The 22,490-nt window shown below is 73.6% G+C and carries 22 protein-coding genes; 9 read left to right on the top strand and 13 right to left on the bottom strand.

The annotated features are described in order from the left end of the window. Window positions 1-132 precede the first annotated feature (132 nt). The gene (locus HNR57_RS37005; protein ID WP_184567436.1) at window positions 133-993 is read left to right on the top strand and encodes a class II fructose-bisphosphate aldolase; all 861 of its coding nucleotides are present in this window, start codon (window positions 133-135) and stop codon (window positions 991-993) included. Here the strand turns inward: HNR57_RS37005 and HNR57_RS37000 are convergent. Then, on the bottom strand, window positions 983-2,113 hold the full coding sequence (locus HNR57_RS37000; RefSeq protein WP_184567513.1) for a methyltransferase: 1,131 nt from the start codon (window positions 2,111-2,113) through the stop codon (window positions 983-985). The two genes, HNR57_RS37005 and HNR57_RS37000, sit on opposite strands and share 11 nt — an antisense overlap. Before the next feature lie 68 nt (window positions 2,114-2,181). Between HNR57_RS37000 and HNR57_RS36995 the strand changes: the two genes are divergently transcribed. The 4 genes from HNR57_RS36995 (at window position 2,182) to HNR57_RS36980 (ending at window position 5,578) form a co-directional block, all read left to right on the top strand. Continuing rightward, a complete protein-coding gene (locus HNR57_RS36995; RefSeq protein ID WP_184567434.1) occupies window positions 2,182-2,823 on the top strand; it encodes an alpha-ketoglutarate-dependent dioxygenase AlkB in 642 nt (213 codons plus the stop codon). A 37-nt stretch (window positions 2,824-2,860) separates the two neighbouring features. Next, complete coding sequence (locus tag HNR57_RS36990; protein ID WP_184567433.1) at window positions 2,861-4,108, top strand: ROK family protein; 1,248 nt, start codon at window positions 2,861-2,863, stop codon at window positions 4,106-4,108. A gap of 143 nt (window positions 4,109-4,251) precedes the next feature. Further along, the gene (locus HNR57_RS36985) at window positions 4,252-5,142 is read left to right on the top strand and encodes an NAD(P)-dependent oxidoreductase (RefSeq protein ID WP_184567431.1); all 891 of its coding nucleotides are present in this window, start codon (window positions 4,252-4,254) and stop codon (window positions 5,140-5,142) included. A gap of 13 nt (window positions 5,143-5,155) precedes the next feature. After that, the gene (locus HNR57_RS36980) at window positions 5,156-5,578 is read left to right on the top strand and encodes a PPOX class F420-dependent oxidoreductase (RefSeq protein WP_184567428.1); all 423 of its coding nucleotides are present in this window, start codon (window positions 5,156-5,158) and stop codon (window positions 5,576-5,578) included. Window positions 5,579-5,596: 18 nt separating this feature from the next. Here HNR57_RS36980 and HNR57_RS36975 read toward each other — a convergent pair whose 3' ends face one another. Genes HNR57_RS36975 through HNR57_RS36965 form a run of 3 tightly spaced genes read right to left on the bottom strand, consistent with a single transcriptional unit; the run spans window position 5,597 to window position 7,654 of the window. Next, complete coding sequence (locus HNR57_RS36975; protein ID WP_184567426.1) at window positions 5,597-6,505, bottom strand: phosphotriesterase family protein; 909 nt, start codon at window positions 6,503-6,505, stop codon at window positions 5,597-5,599. Next, on the bottom strand, window positions 6,502-7,080 hold the full coding sequence (locus HNR57_RS36970; RefSeq protein ID WP_184567424.1) for a DUF4865 family protein: 579 nt from the start codon (window positions 7,078-7,080) through the stop codon (window positions 6,502-6,504). The genes HNR57_RS36975 and HNR57_RS36970 overlap by 4 nt, the downstream gene beginning before the upstream one ends. A 10-nt stretch (window positions 7,081-7,090) precedes the next feature. Then, a complete protein-coding gene (locus tag HNR57_RS36965; protein WP_184567422.1) occupies window positions 7,091-7,654 on the bottom strand; it encodes a TetR/AcrR family transcriptional regulator in 564 nt (187 codons plus the stop codon). Between the two features lie 178 nt (window positions 7,655-7,832). Here HNR57_RS36965 and HNR57_RS36960 point away from each other — a divergent pair, with 178 nt between their 5' ends. Beyond that, window positions 7,833-8,117 (top strand): SHOCT domain-containing protein, encoded by a 285-nt coding sequence (locus tag HNR57_RS36960; protein ID WP_184567420.1) that lies wholly within the window; start codon window positions 7,833-7,835, stop codon window positions 8,115-8,117. Between the two features lie 203 nt (window positions 8,118-8,320). Here HNR57_RS36960 and HNR57_RS36955 read toward each other — a convergent pair whose 3' ends face one another. Continuing rightward, on the bottom strand, window positions 8,321-8,854 hold the full coding sequence (locus tag HNR57_RS36955; protein WP_184567418.1) for an ATP-binding protein: 534 nt from the start codon (window positions 8,852-8,854) through the stop codon (window positions 8,321-8,323). A gap of 183 nt (window positions 8,855-9,037) precedes the next feature. Further along, window positions 9,038-9,361 (bottom strand): hypothetical protein, encoded by a 324-nt coding sequence (locus HNR57_RS36950; protein ID WP_184567416.1) that lies wholly within the window; start codon window positions 9,359-9,361, stop codon window positions 9,038-9,040. A gap of 502 nt (window positions 9,362-9,863) precedes the next feature. On the opposite strand from HNR57_RS36950, the gene cds1 reads away from it, so the two are divergent. Beyond that, window positions 9,864-10,988 (top strand): L-cysteine desulfhydrase Cds1, encoded by a 1,125-nt coding sequence (gene cds1, locus HNR57_RS36945; RefSeq protein ID WP_184567414.1) that lies wholly within the window; start codon window positions 9,864-9,866, stop codon window positions 10,986-10,988. A 10-nt stretch (window positions 10,989-10,998) separates the two neighbouring features. On the opposite strand, the gene HNR57_RS36940 is transcribed toward cds1, so the two are convergent. After that, complete coding sequence (locus HNR57_RS36940; RefSeq protein WP_184567412.1) at window positions 10,999-11,466, bottom strand: SRPBCC family protein; 468 nt, start codon at window positions 11,464-11,466, stop codon at window positions 10,999-11,001. Between the two features lie 63 nt (window positions 11,467-11,529). Then, window positions 11,530-12,360, bottom strand: a complete 831-nt coding sequence (locus tag HNR57_RS36935) for a DeoR/GlpR family DNA-binding transcription regulator (RefSeq protein WP_184567410.1) — start codon at window positions 12,358-12,360, stop codon at window positions 11,530-11,532. A 290-nt stretch (window positions 12,361-12,650) separates the two neighbouring features. On the opposite strand from HNR57_RS36935, the gene HNR57_RS36930 reads away from it, so the two are divergent. Continuing rightward, window positions 12,651-15,005, top strand: a complete 2,355-nt coding sequence (locus HNR57_RS36930) for a hypothetical protein (RefSeq protein WP_184567408.1) — start codon at window positions 12,651-12,653, stop codon at window positions 15,003-15,005. A 26-nt stretch (window positions 15,006-15,031) separates the two neighbouring features. On the opposite strand, the gene HNR57_RS36925 is transcribed toward HNR57_RS36930, so the two are convergent. The 4 genes from HNR57_RS36925 to HNR57_RS36910 form a co-directional block, all read right to left on the bottom strand. Continuing rightward, window positions 15,032-17,467, bottom strand: a complete 2,436-nt coding sequence (locus HNR57_RS36925; protein ID WP_184567406.1) for a right-handed parallel beta-helix repeat-containing protein — start codon at window positions 17,465-17,467, stop codon at window positions 15,032-15,034. Between the two features lie 154 nt (window positions 17,468-17,621). Then, entirely contained in the window at window positions 17,622-18,227 is a 606-nt protein-coding gene (locus tag HNR57_RS36920; protein WP_184567404.1) for an Rv1733c family protein, read from the bottom strand. Window positions 18,228-18,390: 163 nt separating this feature from the next. Then, window positions 18,391-19,218, bottom strand: a complete 828-nt coding sequence (locus HNR57_RS36915; RefSeq protein WP_184567402.1) for an MOSC domain-containing protein — start codon at window positions 19,216-19,218, stop codon at window positions 18,391-18,393. A gap of 44 nt (window positions 19,219-19,262) precedes the next feature. Further along, a complete protein-coding gene (locus tag HNR57_RS36910) occupies window positions 19,263-19,691 on the bottom strand; it encodes a DUF6643 family protein (protein WP_184567400.1) in 429 nt (142 codons plus the stop codon). Between the two features lie 298 nt (window positions 19,692-19,989). Here HNR57_RS36910 and HNR57_RS36905 point away from each other — a divergent pair, with 298 nt between their 5' ends. Further along, window positions 19,990-21,270 carry a TerD family protein gene (locus HNR57_RS36905; protein ID WP_184567398.1) on the top strand — a complete coding sequence of 427 codons (1,281 nt, stop codon included), beginning with the start codon at window positions 19,990-19,992 and terminating at the stop codon, window positions 21,268-21,270. 16 nt (window positions 21,271-21,286) lie between these two features. Here HNR57_RS36905 and HNR57_RS36900 read toward each other — a convergent pair whose 3' ends face one another. Then, window positions 21,287-22,477, bottom strand: coding sequence for a glycosyltransferase (locus HNR57_RS36900; protein WP_184567396.1), 1,191 nt, complete (start codon window positions 22,475-22,477; stop codon window positions 21,287-21,289). Window positions 22,478-22,490 lie beyond the last annotated feature (13 nt).

Raw genomic sequence — 22,490 nt, 5'->3', positions numbered from 1 at the left:
CGGGAGGGGCCCCATCGCGTCGACTCCTCCTCCGCCCGGCAACCGCACGCACCCCGCCCCGCCCGGGCCGGCCGAGAGGCGCAGTCCCTCTCCCAGCCGGCCTGATCCGAACGACAGGCCCCAGGAGACCCCGTGCCCCTGACCACCACCGGCGACCTCGTCACCGGCGCCGCCACGGCCGGCTCGGCCGTCGCCTCCTTCAACGTCATCACCCTGGAGCACGTCGAGGCCGTCGTCGCGGGCGCCGAGTCCGTGCGCGCCCCCGTCGTCCTCCAGGTCAGCGAGAACGCGGTGAAGTTCCGCGGCGGACAGCTGCTCCCGCTCGCCCGCGCGGCCGTCACCGTGGCCGAACGTGCCGCCGTACCGGTCGCGTTGCACCTCGACCACGTGCAGAGCGACGCCCTGCTGCACCAGGCCGCGGACGCCGGCTTCAGCTCCGTGATGTACGACGCGGCCCGCCTGCCCTACGCCGAGAACCTCACCGCGACCCGGGCGGCGGTCGACTGGGCGCATGCAAGAGGGCTGTGGATCGAGGCCGAACTGGGCCAGATCGGCGGCAAGAACGGCAGGCCCCCGCTGGACGCGCACGCCCCCGGCGCCCGAACCGACCCCGACGAGGCGCGGGCCTTCGTCGCCGACTCGGGCGTGGACGCCCTGGCCGTCGCCATCGGCACCTCGCACGCCATGACCACCCGCACGGCGGCCCTCGACCACGCCCTGCTCAAACGCCTGTCGGCCGCACTGGACGTCCCGCTCGTCCTGCACGGCTCCTCCGGAGTCCCGGACGACGAACTCAGGGCGGCCGTCGCCGGGGGCATCACCAAGGTCAACATCGGCACGGCCCTGAACATCGCGCTGACCGGAGCCATCCGGGACTTCCTCACCGACCGCCCCGAGGCGGTCGACCCGCGCAGCTACCTGACCCTCGCCCGGGAGGCGATGACACGGACGGTCGCCAGGACCCTCCAGACCCTGGGCTCCGCTACCGCTTGACGGCCCTCAGCACCACGAACTTCGGATCGCTCGCGACGAGCCGGCTGTTGCCGAACAGCTTCCGCAGCTTGACGTGGTAGCCCAGGTGCCGGTTGCCGACCACCCACAGCTCCCCGCCCGGCCGCAGCGTACGCCGCGCCCCGGTGAACATCCGCCAGGCCGTGGCGTCCGTCGTCGCCTGGTGGGAGTGGAACGGCGGGTTGCTGAGGACCAGATCGACACTGCCGGACGGCACGCCCGCCAGTCCGTCCCCGACCCGGAACTCGGCGTGCCCGGGCGCGCCGTTGGCCTTGTGCGTCGCCTCCGCCGAGGCCACGGCCTGGAAGGACTCGTCCACGAACAGCACCTCGGCGTCCGGGTCGGCCAGTGCCACCGACGTCCCCACCACACCGTTGCCGCACCCCAGGTCCACCACCCGGCCGCCCCCTGCCGGCGGCAGATGCCCGAGGAAGAACCGCGTCCCGATGTCGAGCCGGTCGGCGCAGAAGACCCCCGCGTGGTTGACGACGGTGCCTCCCGCGGCGGGGCCGATGCCGTCCGGCAGCGTGTAGACGTACGGCCACGGGTTGGCGGGCCGCTCCAGCGCCGGATCCGGCGTGCAGAAGATCAGCCGGGCCTTCTTCTCGGCGAGCGAGGTGCGGGTCGGGCCGAGGATCCGCTCGAACAACCCCAGTGTCGAGGTGTGGATCTCCTTCACCATGCCCGCCCCCACGACGACCGTCCCCGCGTGCACGGCCGGCGCCAGCCGCAGCAACTGGTCCTCCAGCAGCGCCAGGCTCTTCGGCACCCGCACCAGCAGCACGTCGACCCGCTCCGGCGGCGGATCCTGCGTGGTCAGCAGCCGCACCGCATCCGGGTCGGCACCGGCCCGCGCGAGGTTGGCGCGGGTCGCCTCCCGCGCGAGGAAGGAGTCGGTGATCTGCACCGGCCGGTGCGCCGCGAGCGCCGTGACCAGCGCGCCCCAGCGGTCCCCGACGACCACGACCGTGCCGTCCAGCGGCACCCGTTCCGCGGCCAGATGCCTCAGCAGGTACTCGTCCGAGGCGTCCCAGGCGCGCAGCCGGTCGCGCGGGTCCTCGGGGAAACGGGTCAGCGCCGGTTCGCCCCACGGCGTCGTCATACGGTCGTTCATGGTGCGACCAGGCTAGCCGAGCCGCAGCTCAGGACAGGTCGGGCACCATGGAGGGCATGGACGCCGAGCTGTTTGCCAGAGACCGTACGGAGGTGGCACCCGGCGCCGTGCACCTGCCGGACTGGCTGGACGCGGAGCGGCAGCGCGCACTGCTCGACGCCTGCCGCGACTGGGCCCGGCCACCCGCCGGGCTGCGCACCGTCCGCACCCCCGGCGGCGGCACCATGACCGCCCGGCAGGTGTGCCTGGGCCGGCACTGGTACCCGTACGGCTACGCCCGCACGGTCGTCGACGGGGACGGCTCCCCGGTGAAGCCGTTCCCGCACTGGCTGGGGGAGCTGGGCCGTCGGGCGGTCCGGGACACCCTCGGGGGACCGGCACCGGCCTACGACATCGCTCTGATCAACTTCTACAGCGCCGACGCCCGCATGGGCATGCACCGCGACAGCGACGAGAAATCGGACGCGCCGGTGGTTTCGCTGAGCCTCGGCGACACCTGCGTCTTCCGTTTCGGCAACTCCGAGACCCGCGCCCGTCCCTACACCGACGTCGAGCTGCGCAGCGGCGACCTCTTCGTCTTCGGCGGCCCGTCCCGCCTCGCCTACCACGGGGTCCCCCGGGTCCACCCGGGCACGGCACCGCCCGGCCTGGGGCTGACGGGCCGCCTCAACATCACGCTGCGGGTCAGCGGCCTGTAGGCCGGACACTCCGGCGGATCATGGGAGACTCGCCCTCATGAGCGGGAAGGCGGACCCCCGGCAGGCGGGGGACGGGAGCACCTCGAGGACGCGGCTGGACCGGGGGCGCGCGGCGCTCGGACCGGCCCTGGAGCTCGTCCACACCGGTCGCGCGCCGACCCGGGCCGTGCTCACCGCCGAGCTCGGGGTGACGCGGGCGACGGCCGGCGCGGTCGCCGCCGAGCTGGAGGCACTCGGGCTGATCCGGGTCGACGCCCGGCCCGGCGCTGCGGCCGGATCGCAGGGCAGGCCCTCCCACAGGCTGGCCGTCGCCGACGACGGGCCCGTCGCGCTCGCCGCGCAGGTGCACGCCGACGGCTTCCGGGCGGCGCTGGTCGGGCTGGGCGGCCGGATCGTCGCCACCGCGCCCGGCTGCGAGGTCGTCGACGCCGACCCGGCCAAGGTGCTCGCCTCCGTCGTCACGGCCGGCGCCGAGCTGTTGCGCGAGACCGGGCTCCGGTGCGTGGGCGCGGGTCTCGCCGTACCCTCCGCCGTCGCCGAACCCGAGGGTCTGGCACTGAACCCGCTCCACCTGGCCTGGCCCGCGGGCGCGCCCGTGCGGGACATCTTCGCCGAGCAGGTGCGCGCGGCCGGTATCGACGGGCCCGCCTTCGCCGCGAACGACGTCAACCTCGCCGCGCTCGCCGAGCACCGGCACGGCGCCGGCCGCGGCGCCCGCGACCTGCTGTGCGTGGCCACCGGCCACCGCGGTGTCGGCGGCGCGCTCGTCCTCGACGGCCGCCTCCACCGGGGCAGTTCGGGCCTCGCGCTGGAGGTCGGGCACCTCACCGTGCACCCCGAGGGCCGCCCCTGCCACTGCGGCAGCCGCGGCTGCCTCGACGTGGAGACCGACCCGCTGGCCTTCCTCACCGAGGCCGGACGCGAACCGGGCCCCGAGGTGTCCCTGCTCCAGCAGTCCATCGACCTGGTCCGCCACCACTACGACGACCCGGGCGTCCGAGCCGCCGCCGAGGTCCTCATCGACCGCCTCGGCCTCGGCCTCGCCGGCCTGGTCAACATCCTCAACCCGGACCGCATCATCCTCGGCGGCCTGCACCGCACCCTCCTCGACGCCGATCCCGGCCGCCTGCGCGCGGTCGTGGCCGACCGCAGTCTGTGGGGCCAGAGCGGCGGCGTCCCCATCCTGCCCTGCACCCTCGACCACAACAGCCTGGTCGGTGCGGCGGAACTGGCCTGGCAGCCGGTCCTGGACGACCCGCTGGGAGCACTGTCCCCGCGCGGGTGACCGGGCCTCGGACGTGCTCCCGCGGGAGTGCCCTCACCGGTATCAGGCTTGAGCGCGCCGCTTCCGGGCAGGCGCGCCGCTGAGCGGGCAGGCTGGGGCGCGGGCAGTCCGCCCGCGACCGCACCACCGAGGAAGTTGACGCAATGACCCACCAGCTCACCGTGAGCGTCCTGGGCACCGGCATCATGGGTGCCGCGATGGCCCGCAACCTCGCCCGGGCCGGTCACACGGTCCACGCCTGGAACCGCACCCGGGCCAAGGCCGAGCCGCTGGCCGCCGAGGGCGTGCGGATCGCCGACAGCCCCGCGCAGGCGGTGCGGGACGCCGACGTCGTCCTGACCATGCTCTACGACGGCCCCGCCGCCCTGGACACGATGCGCCAGGCCGCCCCCGCGCTGCGCCCCGACACCGCCTGGGTGCAGTCCACCACCGCGGGCCTCGACGGCGTCGCCGAGCTGGCCGCCTTCGCCCGCGAGCACGGCCTCCTCTTCTACGACGCCCCCGTCCTGGGCACCCGCCAGCCCGCCGAGGCCGGGAAACTGACCGTGCTCGCGGCCGGCCCCACCGAGGGGCGCGAGAAGGTGACGCCGGTCTTCGAGGCGGTCGGCGCCCGTACGGTCTGGTCCGGCGCGGACGGAGCGGAGGGCGGGGCCACCCGCCTCAAGCTCGTCGCCAACAGCTGGGTCCTCGCCGTCACGGCCGCCGCCGGCGAGGCCCTCGCCCTGTCCAAGGCCCTCGGCGTCGACCCGCACGGCTTCTTCGACCTCGTCGCCGGCGGCCCGCTCGACATGGGCTATCTGCGCGCCAAGTCGGATCTCGTTCTCGAAGGCAGGCTCACACCGCCCCAGTTCGCGGTGAGCACCGCCGCCAAGGACGCCCGGCTGATCGTCCAGGCCGGCGCGGGCCACGGCGTCCGGCTGGATGTCGCCGAAGCGGCCGCCGCCCGCATGGAGCGTGCCGCCGCGCAGGGCCACGCCGACGAGGACATGGCCGCCGCCTACTTCGCCAGCTTCGACGAGAAGACCCGGTCCTAGGAGGTTCCCCCTCATGTCCAAGCCGCCGCTGCCGCCCGAGGCCGATGCCCTGCTGAGCCGGCCCAACCCGTGCGTCATGGCCACGCTGCGCTCCGACGGCACACCGGTGTCCACCGCGACCTGGTACGCCTGGAAGGACGGCCGGGTGCTGATCAACCTCGACGAGGGCCGGGTACGTCTGAAGCACCTGCGCCGCGACCCCCGGGTCACGCTCACCGTCCTCGCCGGCGACGACTGGTACACCCACGTCACCCTCATCGGCCGCGTCACCGAGATGTACGCCGACGAGGACCTCGCCGACATCGACCTCCTCGCCCGGCACTACACCGGCAAGCCGTACCCCGACCGCGTCCGCCCCCGGGTGAGCGCCTGGATCGAGGTCGACCGCTGGCACGGCTGGGGCTCGATGAAGGACAGCGACCAGGCCGGCGGCTGAGGGCGGCGACCGGGCGGGTCAGGGCCACTCGGCCCCGAAGGCCCGGCCCGGATTCTCCGTGAGGACGCGCCGCACCAACTCCTCGCCCACGGCGTGCACGAGCCGGGACCGTACCCGGCGCAGCAGGTACGGCATCCCGGGGCCGCCGCTGACGGAGCGGGCCGCGGCCGTCGTGGTGTCCGCGCCCAGCAGCACCCGGTCGCCGAACCCGGCGTCGGCGAGGGCCCGTACGGCGTCCGGCATCCGCCAGTCCGTGGCGTGGTGGGCGAGTGACGGCCCGTCGAAGGCCAGGTAGCAGCCGGACCGCGCCGCCTGCCGGTGCACCACGAGGTCGGGGGAGCGGTTGAGGTGCCCGAGCACCACGCGGTGCGGCGGCACCCCCAACTCCCCGCACAGCAGGTCCACTACGTCCAGCGCCCCGGTTCCCATCTCCAGGTGCACGGCGATCGCCGCGCCGGTGGCGTGCTGCGCCTCGGCCGCCGCCGCCATGGTCCAGCGGGCGTGCGCGTCCAGGGCGTGGAAGCCGCCCGCGACCTTGACGAGCCCCGCCCGCACCCCCGACGTCCCGATGCCCTCGGTGAGTTCGGAGACGAAGACCTCGGCGAGCCGGCTCCGCAGCCCGGCGAGCGTGTCCTCGTCGTAGTGCACGGCCTGGTGCAGGCCGGTCGCGGCCACCACGTGCACACCCGTCTCCCGGGACAGCGGCGGCAGATCGGCGGCCCGCCGCCCGAGCCCGTACGGCGTCCACTGCACGACGGCCCCACCGCCCTGCTCCCGGAACGCGACCAGCTCCGCGCGCGCCGCCGCCACGCTGCGCAGCTCCTGCCCGGGCAGCCGGGGACTGCCGAAGAACAGATGGTCGTGGGCGTCGCACACTCCCAGGTCCCCGGGGGCCACGTCCCCCAGCACCGTGCGGACCGCGCTCACCACCGGCGTTCCCGGGACAGCCGGTCCCGGCCCGGCGCGGACAGGTGCAGCACCTCGAACACCTCGCCGTCGGCCTTGGGCGTGTCGTGCTCCCAGAGGGAGAAACGCACCAGCTCCCAGCGGCTGGTGTCGACGGCCGCGGCGGCGAGCAGGGCCCCGTCCTGTGCGGCCAGCCGCCGGGTCCCGTCCACCACGTCCGCCACGGCATCGGCCAACGTCCCGCCGTCCGGCACCGGTTGGCGGCGGCGCACCGCGAACCGCGCATGAGAGGCGCCCCCTTCCTCGTACGCGAGCCCCGTCCACTGCCGCACCGACGGCCGCCCGAAGTCGTCACAGACCCCCTGGAACCCGCCGCCCCACAGGAAGGCGTTCATGCCGTCCACGGTGTTCCAGAGGTAGAAGGGCGCGTACTGGCTGACCGGCGAGCCGCGCAGGCCGCGCTCGCGTATCAGGTAGGCCTTGAGGCCGAGCCCGTCCCAGTCGTCGAGCAGGTGCCCCCGGCGGGCGACACGGTCGCGGATGACGCCCATGTCGTAGCCGGCCGGCAGGGTGAGCTCGTACTGCATGGCGTACAAGGAAGTCTCCTCAGGAAGTCCGGGGCGCCAGCAGGGAGAGCAGTCCCCGGACGCCCGCGTCGAACGCGGCGGGGGAGCCGGAGGCGCGGGCGAGGACGTAACCGCCCTGGACGGTCGCGACGACCGCCGCCGCGATCTCGCCGCCGTCGAGTCCGGGCGCGAACTGGCCCTGCGCCTTGCCTTCCTCGACGATCCCGGCGATCCGGCCGCGCAGCCAGTCGAGCGTCTCCTCGACCGGCGCGCGCAGTTCGGCGCTCGCGATCACGTCCGGATCCATCGTCAGCCGGCCGACCGGGCAGCCCCGCAGCACGTCCCGCTCGCGCCGCAGATAGGCCTCGATGCGCTCGTACGGCGTGCCCGGGCCGTCGAGTACTCCCGCCGCGACGGCGCGCATCTCCTCGGCGGTCCGCCGGATCGCGGCCAGCGCGAGATCGGGCTTGCCCCTGAAATGGTGGTACATGCTGCCCTGCCCGGCGTCCGCGCGTTCCAGGATGGCCTTCGGGCTGGTGCCCACGTAGCCACGCTCCCACAGCAGTTCGCGGGTGGACTCGATCAGCCGTTCCGGGGTGCTCATGCCCGCACTGTACATACCAGTAGTTACAGAAGTCGAGACGGCGCGGAGCGATGGAGGCCCGCCCGCCTGCTCCCTACGGGGTACCGGCGGTGCCGCCGGCCGTACGACGACCCGGGGCCCCTGCCGGAGGACTCTCGAAGGCGACACGAACCATCGAGCGATCGAGGAGCAGGACGACATGCAGACCCTGGCGAACTTCGGCGACGGCGGCGGGCCCGGCCCGTGGATCCTGCTCTTCCCGGTGATCTGGGCGCTGGTGATCGGCGCAGGCGTCGTGCTGCTGCGCCGCACCGTGTGGCGTGGCCGCCGCGGCGGTCCCTGGCGGCAGTCCGCCGTCAGGGACGACTCGCCCATCGCCGTACTCGGCCACCGCTTCGCTTCCGGCGAGATCGACGAGGACGAGTACTGGCGCCGACTGTCCGTACTGAACGAGGAGTTCGGCCGCAAGGGAGGTGTGGCGTGAGGACGACCGCCGCGACTCACGACCCTGGCCGTCGTGGCCCTCGGGTGAGTCGCGGCCGGCGCCCTCGCGGTGCCGTCTCCGGCCCGGCGCGCGCCGCGCCCGAGCGTGCCGCGGGCGAGCGCCAGGGGGTGACGTGCGCCCCCGGAGCACAGCCGGCGGCGTACACCCCCGAGGCCTCCGAGGGGACGGTGGTCACCGCCCGGTCAACCGGCAACGGCGGACCGGGCGGGAGCATGGCCGGGCCGGAGCCCTTCGGTGGAGACCCCGACCTCGGCGAACCGGCGCGCGGGCTTCTCCAGGACCGTGCGCCGCGCGTGGATCGACGGCGCCGTCACCGCGGGGGTGGACGTCGGCAGGGTGAACCACACGACCTTGCCGGACTCGCCGTCCGGCCGGACGCCCCAGCTCTCGCTCATGGCGGCCACCATCGCGAGCCCGCGCCCGCAGGTCGCCAGCGGTTCGGCGTCGTCGACCACGGGCATCCGCGGGTCGCCGTCGCGCACCGAGACCGTGAGGCGGTCGAGCAGCAGCTCTATCTCCACGGTGCACGTCTTGTCGGGCTGGGCGTGCCGGTGGACGTTGGACAACAGCTCCGTCACGCCGAGCGAGGCCCGGTCGATCAGGGGATCCAGATGCCAGTAGCGCAATTGCGCAGATACGATTCTGCGGACCTGGCCGATCCGCGACGGCAGGGCTTGGAGCTCCACCGTGCAGTGCCTGCTTGGGTAGCTGATCACGGCTGCGACTCCCCGACGTGAGGTCCGGAAGAACACGGAGTTCGGATCCAGCAGGGCGCCTGCGTGACACTGCCGCCTGCTGTCGTGGCCGGCGGGCTGGTTCGCAGCGTTATCGCCGGTAAACCCAGAGTGACGTGAGACAAGAGTGGCGCAGGGGTTGAAGTACCGCAACTCGCGGACATCTCAGTCGCCACGCCCCGCTGCCCTGCGCACGGCTTCGATGAAGCGCCGCGCTGCCGGCGGGCCCGGCTCTCCCGGTGCGGGGTCGTGGTCGCCCAGGGTGAGCAGGTACCGCTGGCCGTTGAGGTCCGCCGTGGCCCGGTCATCGGGGCCGAACCAGGGCTTGGAAGCGCGCACGGCCTGCACCGGCGCACTGTCGATCTCACTGCCGTAGCTGGTCAGCAGTTCGAGCCGGCCGTCGCTGATCCGGACCTGCCCGGCCCGGGTGAGGGAACGCAGCCGCTTTCCGATCCGCACGCCCGTGGCCCTGAACTCCGGCTCTCCCATGCCACCCGCCCCCTAGTGCGCTCGGTGTACCGGCCCGTTCCGGGCGATGCCCGGTACGGGCTCGTGTCGTGCTCCAGTGTGCCCCGTACGGACGAAAGGTCCCCTCCGGGGAGGTGCCCGCCCGGTCCGGGCCCCGGCCCGGCCGTGCGGTGTGGCCCGCCGGCCGTCGCCCCGAGGGGGGTGGCGCCCGTGCCCGAAACCGGCTCCGGAATGCGTTCGAACCCTGCTCTCACCCCGTCCGGGGCCTTGGTCCCGCCGAGCAGTCTGCCCCCGCCCGGCGTCGAGCACCAGTGCCCGCGACACCCCTTCCGGGGGGCGCCCGCAGCACGCTCGCCCATGCGCCCCCTGGACCGCGCGCCCCCTTGCACCGGCCCCTGCCCCTGGGGGCGCTTTGGGGGGCTCAAAGATGCGTTTATGCAGGTGAGAAGCGTGCGCAAGGTGCTTATGATCGGAGTGCCGGCCGTGCGCCCCCCTTGCCGGCGCGCAGCGTTAGGAGCCCCCCGTGAGTACCCCCCAGCAGACCCGGACCGGCGTGACCCTCGATGTCGACCAGAGCGACGCCTCCTACCGGGCGTGGCTCAAAGAGGCCGTCCGCAGAGTCCAGGCGGACGCCAACCGATCGGCCGACACGCACCTGCTGCAGTTCCCCCTGCCGCAGCGGTGGGGCATCGACCTGTATCTGAAGGACGAGTCGACCCACCCGACCGGCAGCCTCAAGCACCGGCTCGCCCGCTCCCTCTTCCTGTACGGCCTGTGCAACGGCTGGATCCGGCCGGACCGACCCGTCATCGAGGCCTCCAGCGGCTCTACGGCCGTCTCCGAGGCGTACTTCGCGAAGCTGATCGGCGTGCCCTTCATCGCCGTCATGCCGCGCACGACGAGCGCCGAGAAGATCCGCCTCATCGAATTCCACTCCGGCCGATGTCACTTCGTGGACGACCCCCGCACGATGTACGAGGAGTCCGCCCGCCTCGCGGCCGAGACCGGCGGCCACTACATGGACCAGTTCACCTACGCCGAACGCGCCACGGACTGGCGCGGAAACAACAACATCGCCGAGTCCATCTTCCGCCAGCTGCGCCTGGAGCGGTTCCCCGAGCCGACGTGGATCGTCGCCACGGCGGGCACCGGCGGCACCTCCGCGACCCTCGCGCGCTACGTCCACTACATGCAGTACGACACCCGCGTCTGCGTGGCCGACCCCGAGAACTCGTGCTTCTTCGAGGGCTGGACCACCGGTGATCCGGACGTCACCTGCGACTGCGGCTCCCGTATCGAGGGCATCGGCCGGCCCCGTATGGAACCGAGCTTCGTGCCCGGCGCGATCGACCGGATGATGAAGGTGCCCGACGCGGCCAGTGTCGCCGCCGTACGCGCCCTGGAACGCGCCATCGGCCGCAAGGCCGGCGGCTCCACCGGCACGGGCCTGTGGAGCGCGCTGAAGATCGTCGCGGAGATGGTCTCCGAGGGCCGGCAGGGCAGCGTCGTGACCCTGCTGTGCGACCCGGGGGACCGGTATCTCGACAAGTACTACTCGGACGCCTGGCTGGCCGCCCAGGGGCTGGACATCCAGCCGTACACGGCCGCGATCGACTCGCTGCTGGAGACGGGCGTCTGGCCGGACTGATTGCGGGCCGTCAGGGGTTCAGCCGCCGGTCCAGCGCCCGCAAGGCGTCCCGGAAAGCGCGCGCCTGACCTCCGCGCGCCGCCTTCGCGGCCAGCCGGTACGCGGCCGTCCCGTCCGTGGCGAAGGTCCACCGCACGCGGGTGCCACCGCGGGCCGGCGTGAGCCGCCACTCCTCGGCTATCGCCCGCACGCCCGGCAGATTGGTGACGTCCACGCGGTAGGCGTACACCTCCGGTGCCTTCGCGGCGATGACCGTCTCGCGGAACCGGATGCCACCCGTGAGCGTGATGTCCCGCCCCGCGCCGGCGTCGACCGGGCGCGCGGCCGACACCTGCGCGAACCACTCGGCCCAGCCGGGCACGTCCTCCAGCGCGCGGTAGACCGCCTCCACCGGGGCGGCCATGTCCCGCTCGTGGACATGCCGGACGGGAGCCGTCGCGACGAAGTCGAGTTCCACCGGGCGCAGTCGACGAGGCATGGGCGGAGCCCTCCTGGACGGGAGCGGGCGATGACCGGATGCGCCACCCTAACTGAGCCACCGTCAGATGTCTTCGCCCTCCTCGGGCTCTCCGGCCACCACCAGCCGCCGCAGATGCTCCGCGACCACCCCGCGCGCGTCGTCCGGGAGGCCGGAGTCCGTCACGAGCGTGTCGATCCGCTCCAGCGAGGCGAACGAACTCAGCCCCACCTTGCCCCACTTGGTGTGGTCCGCGACCACGACCACGCGGCGGGCCGACTGCACGAGCCGCCGGTTCGTCTCGGCCTCCGCGAGGTTCGGCGTCGACAGACCGGCCTCGACCGATATGCCGTGCACCCCGAGGAACAGCAGGTCGAAGTGGAGCGCCGCGATCGCCTGGTCGGCCACCGGCCCCACCAGCGAGTCGGAGGGTGTGCGCACCCCGCCCGTCAGCACGACCGTGGCCGCGCCCTGCCGCGGGCCCGAGGTGCGCTGCGCCGCGTGGAACACATCGGCGACCCGCACCGAATTGGTGACCACCGTGAGGTCCGGGACGTCCAGCAGCTGGTGGGCCAGTGCGAAGGTCGTCGTACCGCCCGACAGGGCGATCGCCGCGCCCGGCGCGACCAGCTTGGCCGCGGCGCGCGCGATGTCCTCCTTGGCGGTCAGCTCCAGGCCCGACTTGGCCTCGAAGCCCGGTTCGTGCGTACTCGCCTCGACCACCGGGACCGCGCCGCCGTGCACCTTCTCCAGCACGCCCTGACGGGCGAGCGCGTCGAGGTCGCGGCGGACCGTCATGTCCGACACGCCGAGCTTGCGGGTCAGCTCGTTGACCCGGACACCGCCCCGGCGGCGAACCTCGTCGAGGATCAGGGATCGCCGCTGCTCCGCGAGGAGGTTCTGATTCTCGCTCACGTACGCTCCGGTCCTTTCGCCTCAATGCCGTCCGACACCCCCCACACCGGACCCGACCAGGACATTCTTCCGGCCCTCGGTGCGAGGACGCCCCATCCTCGCATGTCGCGGAGCGGAGAGCGCCACCACGCCCACTCGTCGCGCATATGCCACCGGTGGCTCAGCCGTCACAACGGTTCATCACGGATCGGGGAGATTCCGTGACAGGAGGTGTGCGGCGCCGCGGAAGTGGAGATCCTTGTGCCCGCACAGACAGAGCCGACGGCGTGTCACGGGGGAAGTGCGAATCAGTGGAACGTGCGCAGGAACATGCGTCGACCGGCGGGCCCGACGGTCCCGCCACGCGGCCCGGCGAGCCCGGGACCGCCCTGGAACTCCTGGTCCACGGCGTGGGCGGCACCACGCCGCAGGAGATGCTCAACGATCCGCGGACGGTGCGGATCACCGGCGACGACACGGCGGCCGTCTTCCGGCGCGCCGACGACGTCGACGCCGAGCACCACCCGGACGACCGCCGCCGTGAAGGGCCGGTGCCGGAGGCCTACGTCTGGTGCAACCTCACCTCCGGCAACGGCACCCGCGCCCTGTGGCTGTTGCTGCTGCCGTTCATGGTCGTCAACCTCGCCCACTGGATGCGCCCCTCCGCCCACGGCCGCCGCCGCACCGTACGCCTCTACGGCCTCTTGGTACGGCTCGCGGCGCTCACCCTGACGGTGCTGCTCGTCGCCGCCGCCTGCGAGGTCGCCCTCGACCTGGCGGCCTGGCAGTGCGCGGGCACCACAGCCTGCGCCGACCGCCACTCCTGGCTGGGCTTCCTCTCACCCAGCGTCTCGGACGGCGGCTGGTGGAGCGCACCCGGCCGCAGGCTCGCCCTCGCCGCCGTCGTGCCCACCGCCCTGACCGTCCTGCTCTGGTACCTGTCCCGGCGTACCTGGAGCGACTACGAGTCGCAGCAGCCCATCGAACGCGCCCCCGAGCCCGAAGGTGAGGGCGGCCCGACCGCGCTCGGCCGGCCCGGCTTCTGGTACGGGCGCCGGCTGGTGGCCCGGCTGCGCGCCGCGCACACGGCCGCCGGCCTGATCACGGTCGCCGCCGCGGTCGCGAGCGCCGCCGCCCGCCACGACCGGCGCCCCGGCGGCCCCGCCGTACTGGATGCCCTGGGCCTGATCCTGGAGGCGGCCCTCGCGGCCTGCGCGGCCGCCGTGGTGTGGGTGGTGTGCCGCCGCGGCCGCAGCGAGAGACGGCTGGACCGCACACTCGACGAGCGTTTCGTACGACGCCTGCCGCTCGTCGCGCTCGTCCTGCTCACCCTCTCCCTGTTGTACGCCGGCTGGGAGCGCCCGGGGTGGACGTCGGAAGGCCGGCTGCCGGGGGATGCGACCTTCGGCGGGATCGCCCTGGTCCAGGGCCTGCTCGTGATCGTCCTCGGCGTCGTCGCCCACGTCCTGCACCGCACCGACCCCGACCGGCGGGCGGTGCTGCGGGGCCTGGGCGGACCGGCCGTCGCGATGCTGGCCTGCGCGCTGGGCGGGGTGATGTCCGGCGGCGTGTCGCAGCGCGTGTCCGACTGGCTGGACGGCACCGGAGCGTCGATCGAGGGCCCGCCGGTGCTGCTGACCTGGCAGGCGTCCGTGATCCCCCCGCTGCTCGTCGTGCTGCTGGGGCTCCTCGGCTGGCTGGCCCATCGCGCCTGGCAGCTCGCCCGCGCCGAGCGCGCCGCCGTGGCACTCGACTACCCCGACGAGGCCCAGGACCCCGCCCGCACCCGCCGTATCGCCTACACCCGAGCGATGTCCTCGCTCACCGACCGGGGACCCCGCATCGTCGCCGTCACCTCCGGCATCACCCTGCTGCTCGGCGCCGGAGCCCTCGTGGGCGCCCTCGCTACCGACGAGACCCCCGGCGAGGCCGCGCAGGGCGCCTACCCCGTCGTCCACGGCGCCGCCGAGACCTCCCAGGCCCTCGGCTCCTGGCTGATCGGCCTCGGCTTCATCCTCTTCGTCACCTGGGGCCGGCGCGCGTACAAGGACGCCGCGGCCCGCCGCACCATCGGCATCCTGTGGGACGTCGGCACCTTCTGGCCACGCGCCTCCCACCCCTTTGCCCCGCCCTGCTACGCCGAGCGCGCGGTGCCCGACCTGACCTGGCGGATGGCCACCTGGACCCGCGCCACCGGCGGACGGCTGGTCATCTCCGGGCACTCGCAGGGCAGCGTCCTCGCCGCCGCCGCGGCCTGGCAACTCGCCCCGTCCGCCCGCAAACGCGTCGCGCTGCTGACCTACGGCTCCCCGCTGGAGCGCCTCTACGGCCGCTGGTTCCCGGCGCACTTCGGCCCCGCGGCGCTCACCTCCCTGCACCGGGACGTCGACTGCTGGCGCAACCTCTACCGGCTCACCGACCCCATCGGCGGCCCGATGCGCCTGCCCGGCGCCCAGGTCGACCACGCCCCCCTGATGGACCCCCTCGCCTACGGCCGCACCGATCTCCTGCCGCTGCCCGCGCCGATACTCGGCCACTCCGACTACCAGGCCGATCCGGTCTTCGCCGAGGAACGCCGCAAGCTGCTGGCGCGGCTGCGGCCGGAGGACCCGGCCGCCGGGGAGGTGCCTTCGCCACGCCACCAGCCCGAGCCGCCCGCCGCGTGAGGGGCCCTCAGAGCAGCCAGAGGACCTCAGAGCAACTCGGGCAGATCCTCGGCGTAGAGGAGGGTCAGGTCGTCCGTGCTCGGCTCCGGAAGCTGGGCGACCCGGCTGGCGTGCCGTTCGACCATGGCCTCGAACGTCTGCCGTGCGGTACGGCCGTTGCCGAACGCCGGGCCCTTCGGCAGCACCGTGAAGTACTTCCGCAGGGCCTCCGACGCGCCCGGCGCCAGCCGGTACTCGTGCTCCTCGGCCTGCTGCTCCACGATCCGCAGCAGGTCCTCGGGGCCGTAGTCGCTGAAGGTGATGGTCCGGGAGAAGCGGGACGCCACGCCCGGGTTGACCGACAGGAAGCGTTCCATCTCGGCCGTGTAGCCCGCGACGATCACCACGACCGCGTCCCGGTGGTCCTCCATCAGCTTCACCAGCGTGTCGATGGCCTCCTTGCCGAAGTCGCGGCCCGCGTCCTCCGGGGACAGCGCGTACGCCTCGTCGATGAACAGCACGCCACCGCGCGCCTTCTCGAAGGCCTCCTGTGTGCGGATCGCCGTCGAGCCGATGTGCTCGCCGACCAGGTCGACCCGGGACACCTCGACCAGGTGGCCCTTCTCCAGCACGCCGAGGGAGGCGAGGATCTCGCCGTAGAGCCGCGCGACCGTCGTCTTGCCGGTGCCGGGAGAGCCGGTGAAGACCAGGTGCCGCTTGACGGAGGCCGCCTTCAGACCGGCCTGCTGCCGGCGCCGGCCGACCTCGATCATGTCGGTGAGGGCGCGCACCTCGCGCTTGACGCTCTCCAGGCCCACCAGCGCGTCGAGTTCACCGAGGACGTCCTTGGAGGTGCGGGCCGGCTGCTCGGGCTCGGCGACCGGCGCCGGGGGCTCCGGTTCGGTGCGCTGTCCCGGGAGGGCGCCCAGCAGACCGGGGGAGTGGCTCACCGTCTGCACGGCCGTCGCCGGCGCCGTGGGCGCACGCAGCCCGGCGCTCTCGTCGCTCGTGCAGTCCTCGACGAGCGGGCCCGCCCCGGACGCGGCGTCCGCGCCGCTGTCCGCGAACTCGTAGCCCCCGCGCGCGCACCGCTCCGTGCGGCACTTCCGCAGCGTCGTACGGCTGCCGTCGATCACATGGAAGCCGTAGCCGCCACTGCCCGTCACCCGGCAGTTCTGGAAGCTGCCGCGGCCACCGGCCGAGACGTAGACGCCCGCCTCCGCAGGCGAGTCGATCGTGCAGCGCTCCACGGTCGGGTCGGCGCCCTTGGTGACGATCACGCCGGTCTGCGTGCCGTCCACCGTGCAGTTGCTGAGCGTGCCGCCGCTGCCGTGGTCGCGGAACCAGGCGCCCGTCGCCGCGTCCCGGATCCGGCAGTCGTCGAGCTGCGCGGTCGCGCCGTCGCTCACCGACACCGCCGTGTTGCGCACCTGCGACAGGTCGCTGTCGACGACGTCGGCGCGCGAGCCGCGGTCGAGGACGAACAGCGCGTCCGGCACGTCATGCACCCGGCAGGAGTCCAGGACGGCGGTGGCGCCGTCGCTGACCCACACCGCGGGGTAGTCGCCGGTGCTGTCGAAGATCTCGCACTGGTTGGCGTCCACCCGCGTGCCCGGGTCCCACACCGACAGGCCGTTGCGCCCGAACTGCCGCACCGTGGTGCGCGTCAGCGTGAGAACGGAACGGGAGCGCAGGTCGACCGCGTTCTCCGGGATGTCGTGGATGCGGCAGTCGGCGAGCGTCAGCACCGCGTCCGTGTCGAGCGTGACCCCGTCGGCCGTCGTGCGGTGCACATCGCAGTCGGTGAGGTGCGCAGTGGCCCGGCCGGTGATCTGCACACCGCTGCCCCGCACTTCGTAGATCTCGCAGCCCACCGCCTCCAGCGCCGAGTTCTCCCCGGTCGCCGACAGGCCCGAGCCCGAGGTGTGGTGGACCCGGCAGCGCTCCAGGCGGGGGTGGGCGCCGCCGCGCACCGCCACGCCCGCCTGGCCGGCCGCGACGACCTCGCACTCCTCGAACACCCCGCCCGCGCCGTCGAGTACGGCGATGCCGATGCCCGCCGGGTTGTCGACCGCACAGCGGCGGACCGTGGGCCGGGCGCTGCCGCGCACCTCGATCCCGGCCGCCGACCGCGTCACGACCCGCACGTCCCGCAGCTCCGGGGTGCCCTCCTCCACCAGCACGGCAGGGGCGGCGGCGTCCTGGCCCTCCACATGGAGGTCCTGCACCACCGCCGAGGCGCGCACGGTCAGCGGCACGCCGTCCACGGGCGCGATCCGCACGGAGCCGGGGGAGCCCTCGGGGCCGCGCAGGGTCACCGCGCGCTGCAGGACGAGGTTCTCCCGGTAGGTGCCGGGCGCGACGGTGAGGACGTCCCCGTCGGCCGCGGCCTCCAGGGCGGCGGCGAGCGATGCGTACTCACCCGTGCGGCGCCGCCACCGCGACGTGCCGGTGTGCGTCACCTGGACCGTGCCCTGTGCCATGGTGTAGCCGTGCCCCCACCTCGGTCGTACTGATGGCTCGTCCGCCCTCGGGGCGCGTCCCTGGGGCTCACTCGCGCGCGGGTTGTGCCGAACGGTTCGGCCGGACCACCGTAGCGTGCGCGCGGGTGGTGGGTTGACCAGAGCCGGAAGGCCGTCAGCTGCCGGCGCCCGTCCTGCCCCAGTCCGGGCCCGCCTTGTCCCATGCCTGGTCCCAACGGGCGTACCGGCGGCGGACCATGCGCCAGACGATCAGCCGTCTGCCGGCCTCGACGAGACCGCCCGTCGCCAGGGCGGCGCCGAAGCCGGCGAGGACCGCGTGCGTCGAGGCCGTCGCGGAGTCGAGCGGGCGGGCCACCATCCGGCCGTGCCGGTCGGTCCATATCCGGAACTCATCGCCCTGCTGCGGGTCCTTGAGGCCTGCCAGGACGGGGCCCTGGTGCGGGGTGCCGTCCGGTGCGGTCCAGTCGGCGAGGACGCGGGTGCGCAGATCCCTGCCCGACGACGTCTCCGGGTCGGCGTCCAGCGGGGAGCGGTCCAGCTTGCGGACCACGGTGGCCGTCACCAGATGCCGCGCCTCGTGCTGCGCCCGGACGGAGCGCTGCAGGGCGTCCTCGGCCGCACCCCCGACGAGTGAGCCGGCCACCGGGGCGGCCAGCAGGATCAGCAGCAGGGCGGCGAGCGCCACCCAGGCCTCGGTCAGGTCGGTCGCGCGGCACAGCGGATTGCGCCGCCAGCGCCAGAGTCCGCTGATCGCTCGCACCGCCTGCACCCCCTTCCCGCTCCGTGATACTCCCCCGGTGGAGCCGTCCACCCATGGACCCGTCGAAGAGAGAGCGACATCACTTCTCTTCGGGATCTCTCATGAATTTCTCATACAGGCCAACGCCCGGGCCCGCGGCGCGGTTCCCGCTCCGCCCGAAGAGCTATTCGAGGATCCGGACCGGGTCCCCGACCTGGATCGTGCCGCAGGACAGCGGCACCAGGTTCTGGCCGAAGACGAGCTTGCCGCCGAGGCGGCGGTGCCGCCCCAGGCTGAACAGGGGCTCGTGGCCACGCTCGCCGGTCCCCTGGTCGGTGGTGGTCACCACGCACCGGCCGCAGGGCTTGGCCACGCGGAAGTGCACCTCCCCGACGGCGATGCGCGACCAGTCGTCCTCGGCCCACGCGGAGGTGCCCGCCACGACCACGTTCGGCCGGAAGCGGTTCATGGGCAGTGGGCCCTCGCCGGCGTGCTCGCCCTGCGCGATCAGGGAGTTGAGGGCGTCGAGCGAGGCCGTCGTGGTGAGCAGCAGCGGAAAGCCGTCGGCGAAGGAGACGGTCTCACCGGGCCGCGCGTACTCCGGGGCGACGGGCCGGCGGGTGGCCGGGTCGTCCATGTACACCAGGCGCGCGTCGAAGCCGAGGCAGGAGCTGACCCAGGCGTGCGCGGCCTCGTCCTCGGCCGGGATCGCCTCGACCTTGTCGCGGAAGATCTCCACCGGCACGGTCGCGACGGGCCGGGGAACGGGCACCGCCAACGGCGGCATGCCGGGCGCGGACAGACGGACGCCGCCCCCGGGCCGAAGCTCGGCGGCGACGAGCGCGAGGTGCGGATGCCGGCGTTGGGTGACGACCTTTCCCCCGCCGTCGATCAGCACCCAGCGCCGGTCTCCGGCCAGCCCCCAGGGCTCCACGACGGCCTCCCGGGGCGCCAGGCCCCGGACCGCCTTGACCGGATGGATGTGGATCGAGTGCAGGTGAGCGTTCCCCATGGGGCCATCGTGCCAGCCGGCACCGACAGCCCCCGGAGGCCGGCTCAGTACCCGCGGTACTGCTGGTTGTTGTACGGGTCGTGATAGGGAGCCGGAGCCGGCCGGGGAGCCGCGGGGCGCATTGCCTCGTAGCCCGCGGGGGCCGCCGGACGCGGCTGCTGCGGCTGGGGGCCGGGGTAGCCGCGCGGAGCGGTGGCCTGTTGCGGGATGTACGCCGCGGGCGCCTGCTGCAGCGGTGAGGGCTGTTGCGCCTGCGGATAGCCGTAGGCGGGCTGGGAGGGAGCTGCCGGCAGGGCGGGCAGTGCCGATGGGAGGGCGGGCAGGTTGCTGCCCGGCATGTCGTACTGAGCGGGGACCCGGATCGGGGCGATCTGCGGGGTGCCCCGCTCGGCGACGAGCCTGTCGTAGATCGGGGTGTCCGGGAAGGAGGCGGAGTAGTAGCCGCCGCCATAGGTGGAGCGGGGGGAGGTCATGGCACATAAGTTAAGCCCACGATGTGCTGGTTGGGGAGACCGATAAGAGGGTTGTTTTCCGTGTCCGCCGGGACCCGGGATCCCCAATGCGAGCGAACTCGGCAAAATGGGGCGCCGAACGGGGGTCTGATCCTGTAAAGGCCGAGTTCCGGGCGGGTTACCAGGGGTTGGCCGCCGGTCTTCCGCCCGGCCGCGCGGGGGACTTCGCAGCGGCGGGGAATTAGGTTGTGCGCACGGAACTCGACGGACCGCCGGGACGGGCCCGGCGCGGTGACACGCAATGGGGGCGGCCATGCAAATGCTGAAAGGTTCAAATACTCCAGTGCCCACCGCGGCCTTGCGGGTGGAATTGGGGTGGCGGGCCGGAGCGGGTGTGCCCGACGCCGACGCCTCCGCTTTGCTGCTGGTGAGCGGAAAGGTCCGCTCGGACGCGGACTTCGTCTTCTACAACCAGCCCGCGCACTCCTCCGGCGCGATCCGCCACGAGGGCAAACGCGCCACCGACGGCCGGGTGACCGACACGCTCCTCGTCGACCTGGCGCGCGTGGAGCCCGCGATCGAGACCGTCGTCCTCGCCGCCAGCGCCGACGGCGGCACCTTCGGACACGTTCCCGACCTGTACATCGAGGTCCGGGATGCGGCCCAGGGCACCCCGGTGGCCCGCTTCGACAACCCGGGCGCCACCACCGAAACCGCTTTCGTGCTGGGCGAGTTCTACCGCCGCCAGGGTGCCTGGAAGTTCCGCGCAGTCGGTCAGGGCTACAGCAGCGGCCTCGAAGGGCTGGCCACGGACTACGGCATCACCGTGGACGAGCCGCAGCAGGCGGCCCCGGTCCCGGCCGTCGCTCCGGCACCCCCCGCGGCCACACCGCCCGCCTCCACACCCCCGCCGATGCCGCAGCCCGCCGCTCCGCCCCCGCCCGCCGCGCCGCCCGAGCCCGTCCGTCTCACCAAGGTGACGCTCACCAAGGCGGCCCCCTCCGTCTCGCTCACCAAGCAGGGCGGCACCTCCGGCGCGCTGCACGTCAACCTCAACTGGGAGGTGCGCAAGCAGTTCTCGGGGTGGAGCAGCAAGTTCGGGCGCCCGACGGCGATGCACTCCGACCTCGACCTCGACCTGTGCGCCCTGTACGAACTCAGCGACGGCAGCAAGGGCGTCGTACAGGCGCTCGGCAACAGCTTCGGGGCGCTGCACCAGCCGCCGTACATCCACCTCGACGGCGACGACCGCACCGGCGCCGTGTCGACGGGGGAGAACCTCACCGTCAACCTCGACCACAAGAACGCCTTCCGGCGCATCCTCGTCTTCGTCACCATCTACGAAGGCGCCCGCTCCTTCGCCGATCTGCACGCGTCGGTCACGCTCCAGCCGCAGTACGGGGCGCCGATCGAGTTCTCCCTCGACGAGTGCACCGTCCCCTCGCTCGTGTGCGCGCTCGCCCTGATCACCAACACCGGGGGCGACCTGATCGTCCAGCGGGAGGCGCGCTACCTGGTGCCCGATCGCGGGGTGAGCCCGCAAAGGACCGTCGACCACGCCTACGGGTGGGGCATGAACTGGACCCCCGGCCGCAAGTGACTCCTCCCCGTGGCCGTCAGCCCTCGTCGGGCAGAGCGTCCGGGCGCGCGTAGGTGCGGCCCTTCCAGGCCGCACCCCGTCCCCGGTAGTGCTGCACCGCGGAGTCGACGGTCATGAGGAGATAGAGGAACGCGGTGAACGGCAGCAGGGGAGCGAGCCACAGCGGCTGCCGGTAGTAGCGGAGCATCGGGACGTACGTCCCCGCCATGACGAGCCACGCCAGACCGCCGAGGACCGCCGCCGGGGTGCGGCCGGCGGCGAGACCGGCCAGGGCCGCCATGGGCGGGACCAGATACACCAGCGCCAGCCCGGCGACCGTCCCGGCCAGCAGCAGCGGATGGTGCCGCAGCTGGGCGTACGCGCTGCGCGACACCATCCGCCACAGGTCGCCCAGCCGCGGATACGGCCGCACGCTGTCCACCCGCTCGGCGAGCCCCAGCCAGACGCGGCCGCCGCCGCTCTTCACGGCCCGGGCGAGCGCCACGTCGTCGATCACGGCCTGCCGGATCGCGTCCGGGATCCGCGCCCGCTCGGCGGCCTCCGCCCGCAGCAGGACGCAGCCCCCGGCCGCCGCCGCCGTCCGGCCGTCACCGGCGATCCGGCGGAAGGGGTAGAGCTGTGCGAAGAAGTAGACGAACGCCGGCACGACGAGCCGTTCCCAGACGCTCTCCACCCGCAGCCGGGCCATCTGCGAGACGACATCGAACCCACCGGAACGGGCCGCCGCCACCAGCTCCCGCAGACTGTCCGGCGCATGCGCGATGTCGGCGTCCGTGAGGAGGAGATACTCGGGTTCACGCGCGCGTGCCAGCCCCAGGCCGTGGCGCACCGCCCACAGCTTGCCGGTCCAGCCCGCGGGTGGCTCACCGGGCGAATCCACGGTCAGCGGCAGCCCGCCGTGCCGGCGCGCCAGCTCGCGCGCCAGATCACCGGTACCGTCCGCACTGCCGTCGTCGACCAGGAAGATCTCCGCCCGCCCCGGATAGTCCTGCGCGAGCAGTGACGGAAGCGCGGCGGGCAGCACCGCCGCCTCGTCGCGGGCCGGGACGACGACGCACACGGACGGCCACCCGTCGGGCTCCGCGCGCGGAGGCAGCCGCACGTCGGTGCGCCAGAAGAAGCCCTGGCAGAGCAGCAGCCACAGCCAGGCGAGCAGTGATCCAGCGGCAGTCCACACAACGGCGCTCACGCGCGCAGTCTGCCCCACCCGGCCTGCCCGG

This window comes from Streptomyces paradoxus (genome assembly GCF_014202475.1).
Classification (GTDB): domain Bacteria; phylum Actinomycetota; class Actinomycetes; order Streptomycetales; family Streptomycetaceae; genus Streptomyces; species Streptomyces paradoxus.
This window is presented reverse-complemented; position numbering and strand designations above follow the sequence as displayed.

Coding starts and splice junctions, on each gene's coding strand:
- HNR57_RS36940 (WP_184567412.1), bottom strand. CDS start 11,466: ATGCCTCGTCGACTGCGCCCGGTGGAACTCGACTTCGTCGCGACGGCT.
- HNR57_RS36995 (WP_184567434.1), top strand. CDS start 2,182: ATGGACGCCGAGCTGTTTGCCAGAGACCGTACGGAGGTGGCACCCGGC.
- HNR57_RS36960 (WP_184567420.1), top strand. CDS start 7,833: ATGCAGACCCTGGCGAACTTCGGCGACGGCGGCGGGCCCGGCCCGTGG.
- HNR57_RS36950 (WP_184567416.1), bottom strand. CDS start 9,361: ATGGGAGAGCCGGAGTTCAGGGCCACGGGCGTGCGGATCGGAAAGCGG.
- HNR57_RS36925 (WP_184567406.1), bottom strand. CDS start 17,467: ATGGCACAGGGCACGGTCCAGGTGACGCACACCGGCACGTCGCGGTGG.
- HNR57_RS36965 (WP_184567422.1), bottom strand. CDS start 7,654: ATGAGCACCCCGGAACGGCTGATCGAGTCCACCCGCGAACTGCTGTGG.
- HNR57_RS36905 (WP_184567398.1), top strand. CDS start 19,990: ATGCTGAAAGGTTCAAATACTCCAGTGCCCACCGCGGCCTTGCGGGTG.
- HNR57_RS37000 (WP_184567513.1), bottom strand. CDS start 2,113: ATGACGACGCCGTGGGGCGAACCGGCGCTGACCCGTTTCCCCGAGGAC.
- HNR57_RS36910 (WP_184567400.1), bottom strand. CDS start 19,691: ATGACCTCCCCCCGCTCCACCTATGGCGGCGGCTACTACTCCGCCTCC.
- HNR57_RS36915 (WP_184567402.1), bottom strand. CDS start 19,218: ATGGGGAACGCTCACCTGCACTCGATCCACATCCATCCGGTCAAGGCG.
- HNR57_RS36990 (WP_184567433.1), top strand. CDS start 2,861: ATGAGCGGGAAGGCGGACCCCCGGCAGGCGGGGGACGGGAGCACCTCG.
- HNR57_RS36985 (WP_184567431.1), top strand. CDS start 4,252: ATGACCCACCAGCTCACCGTGAGCGTCCTGGGCACCGGCATCATGGGT.
- HNR57_RS36980 (WP_184567428.1), top strand. CDS start 5,156: ATGTCCAAGCCGCCGCTGCCGCCCGAGGCCGATGCCCTGCTGAGCCGG.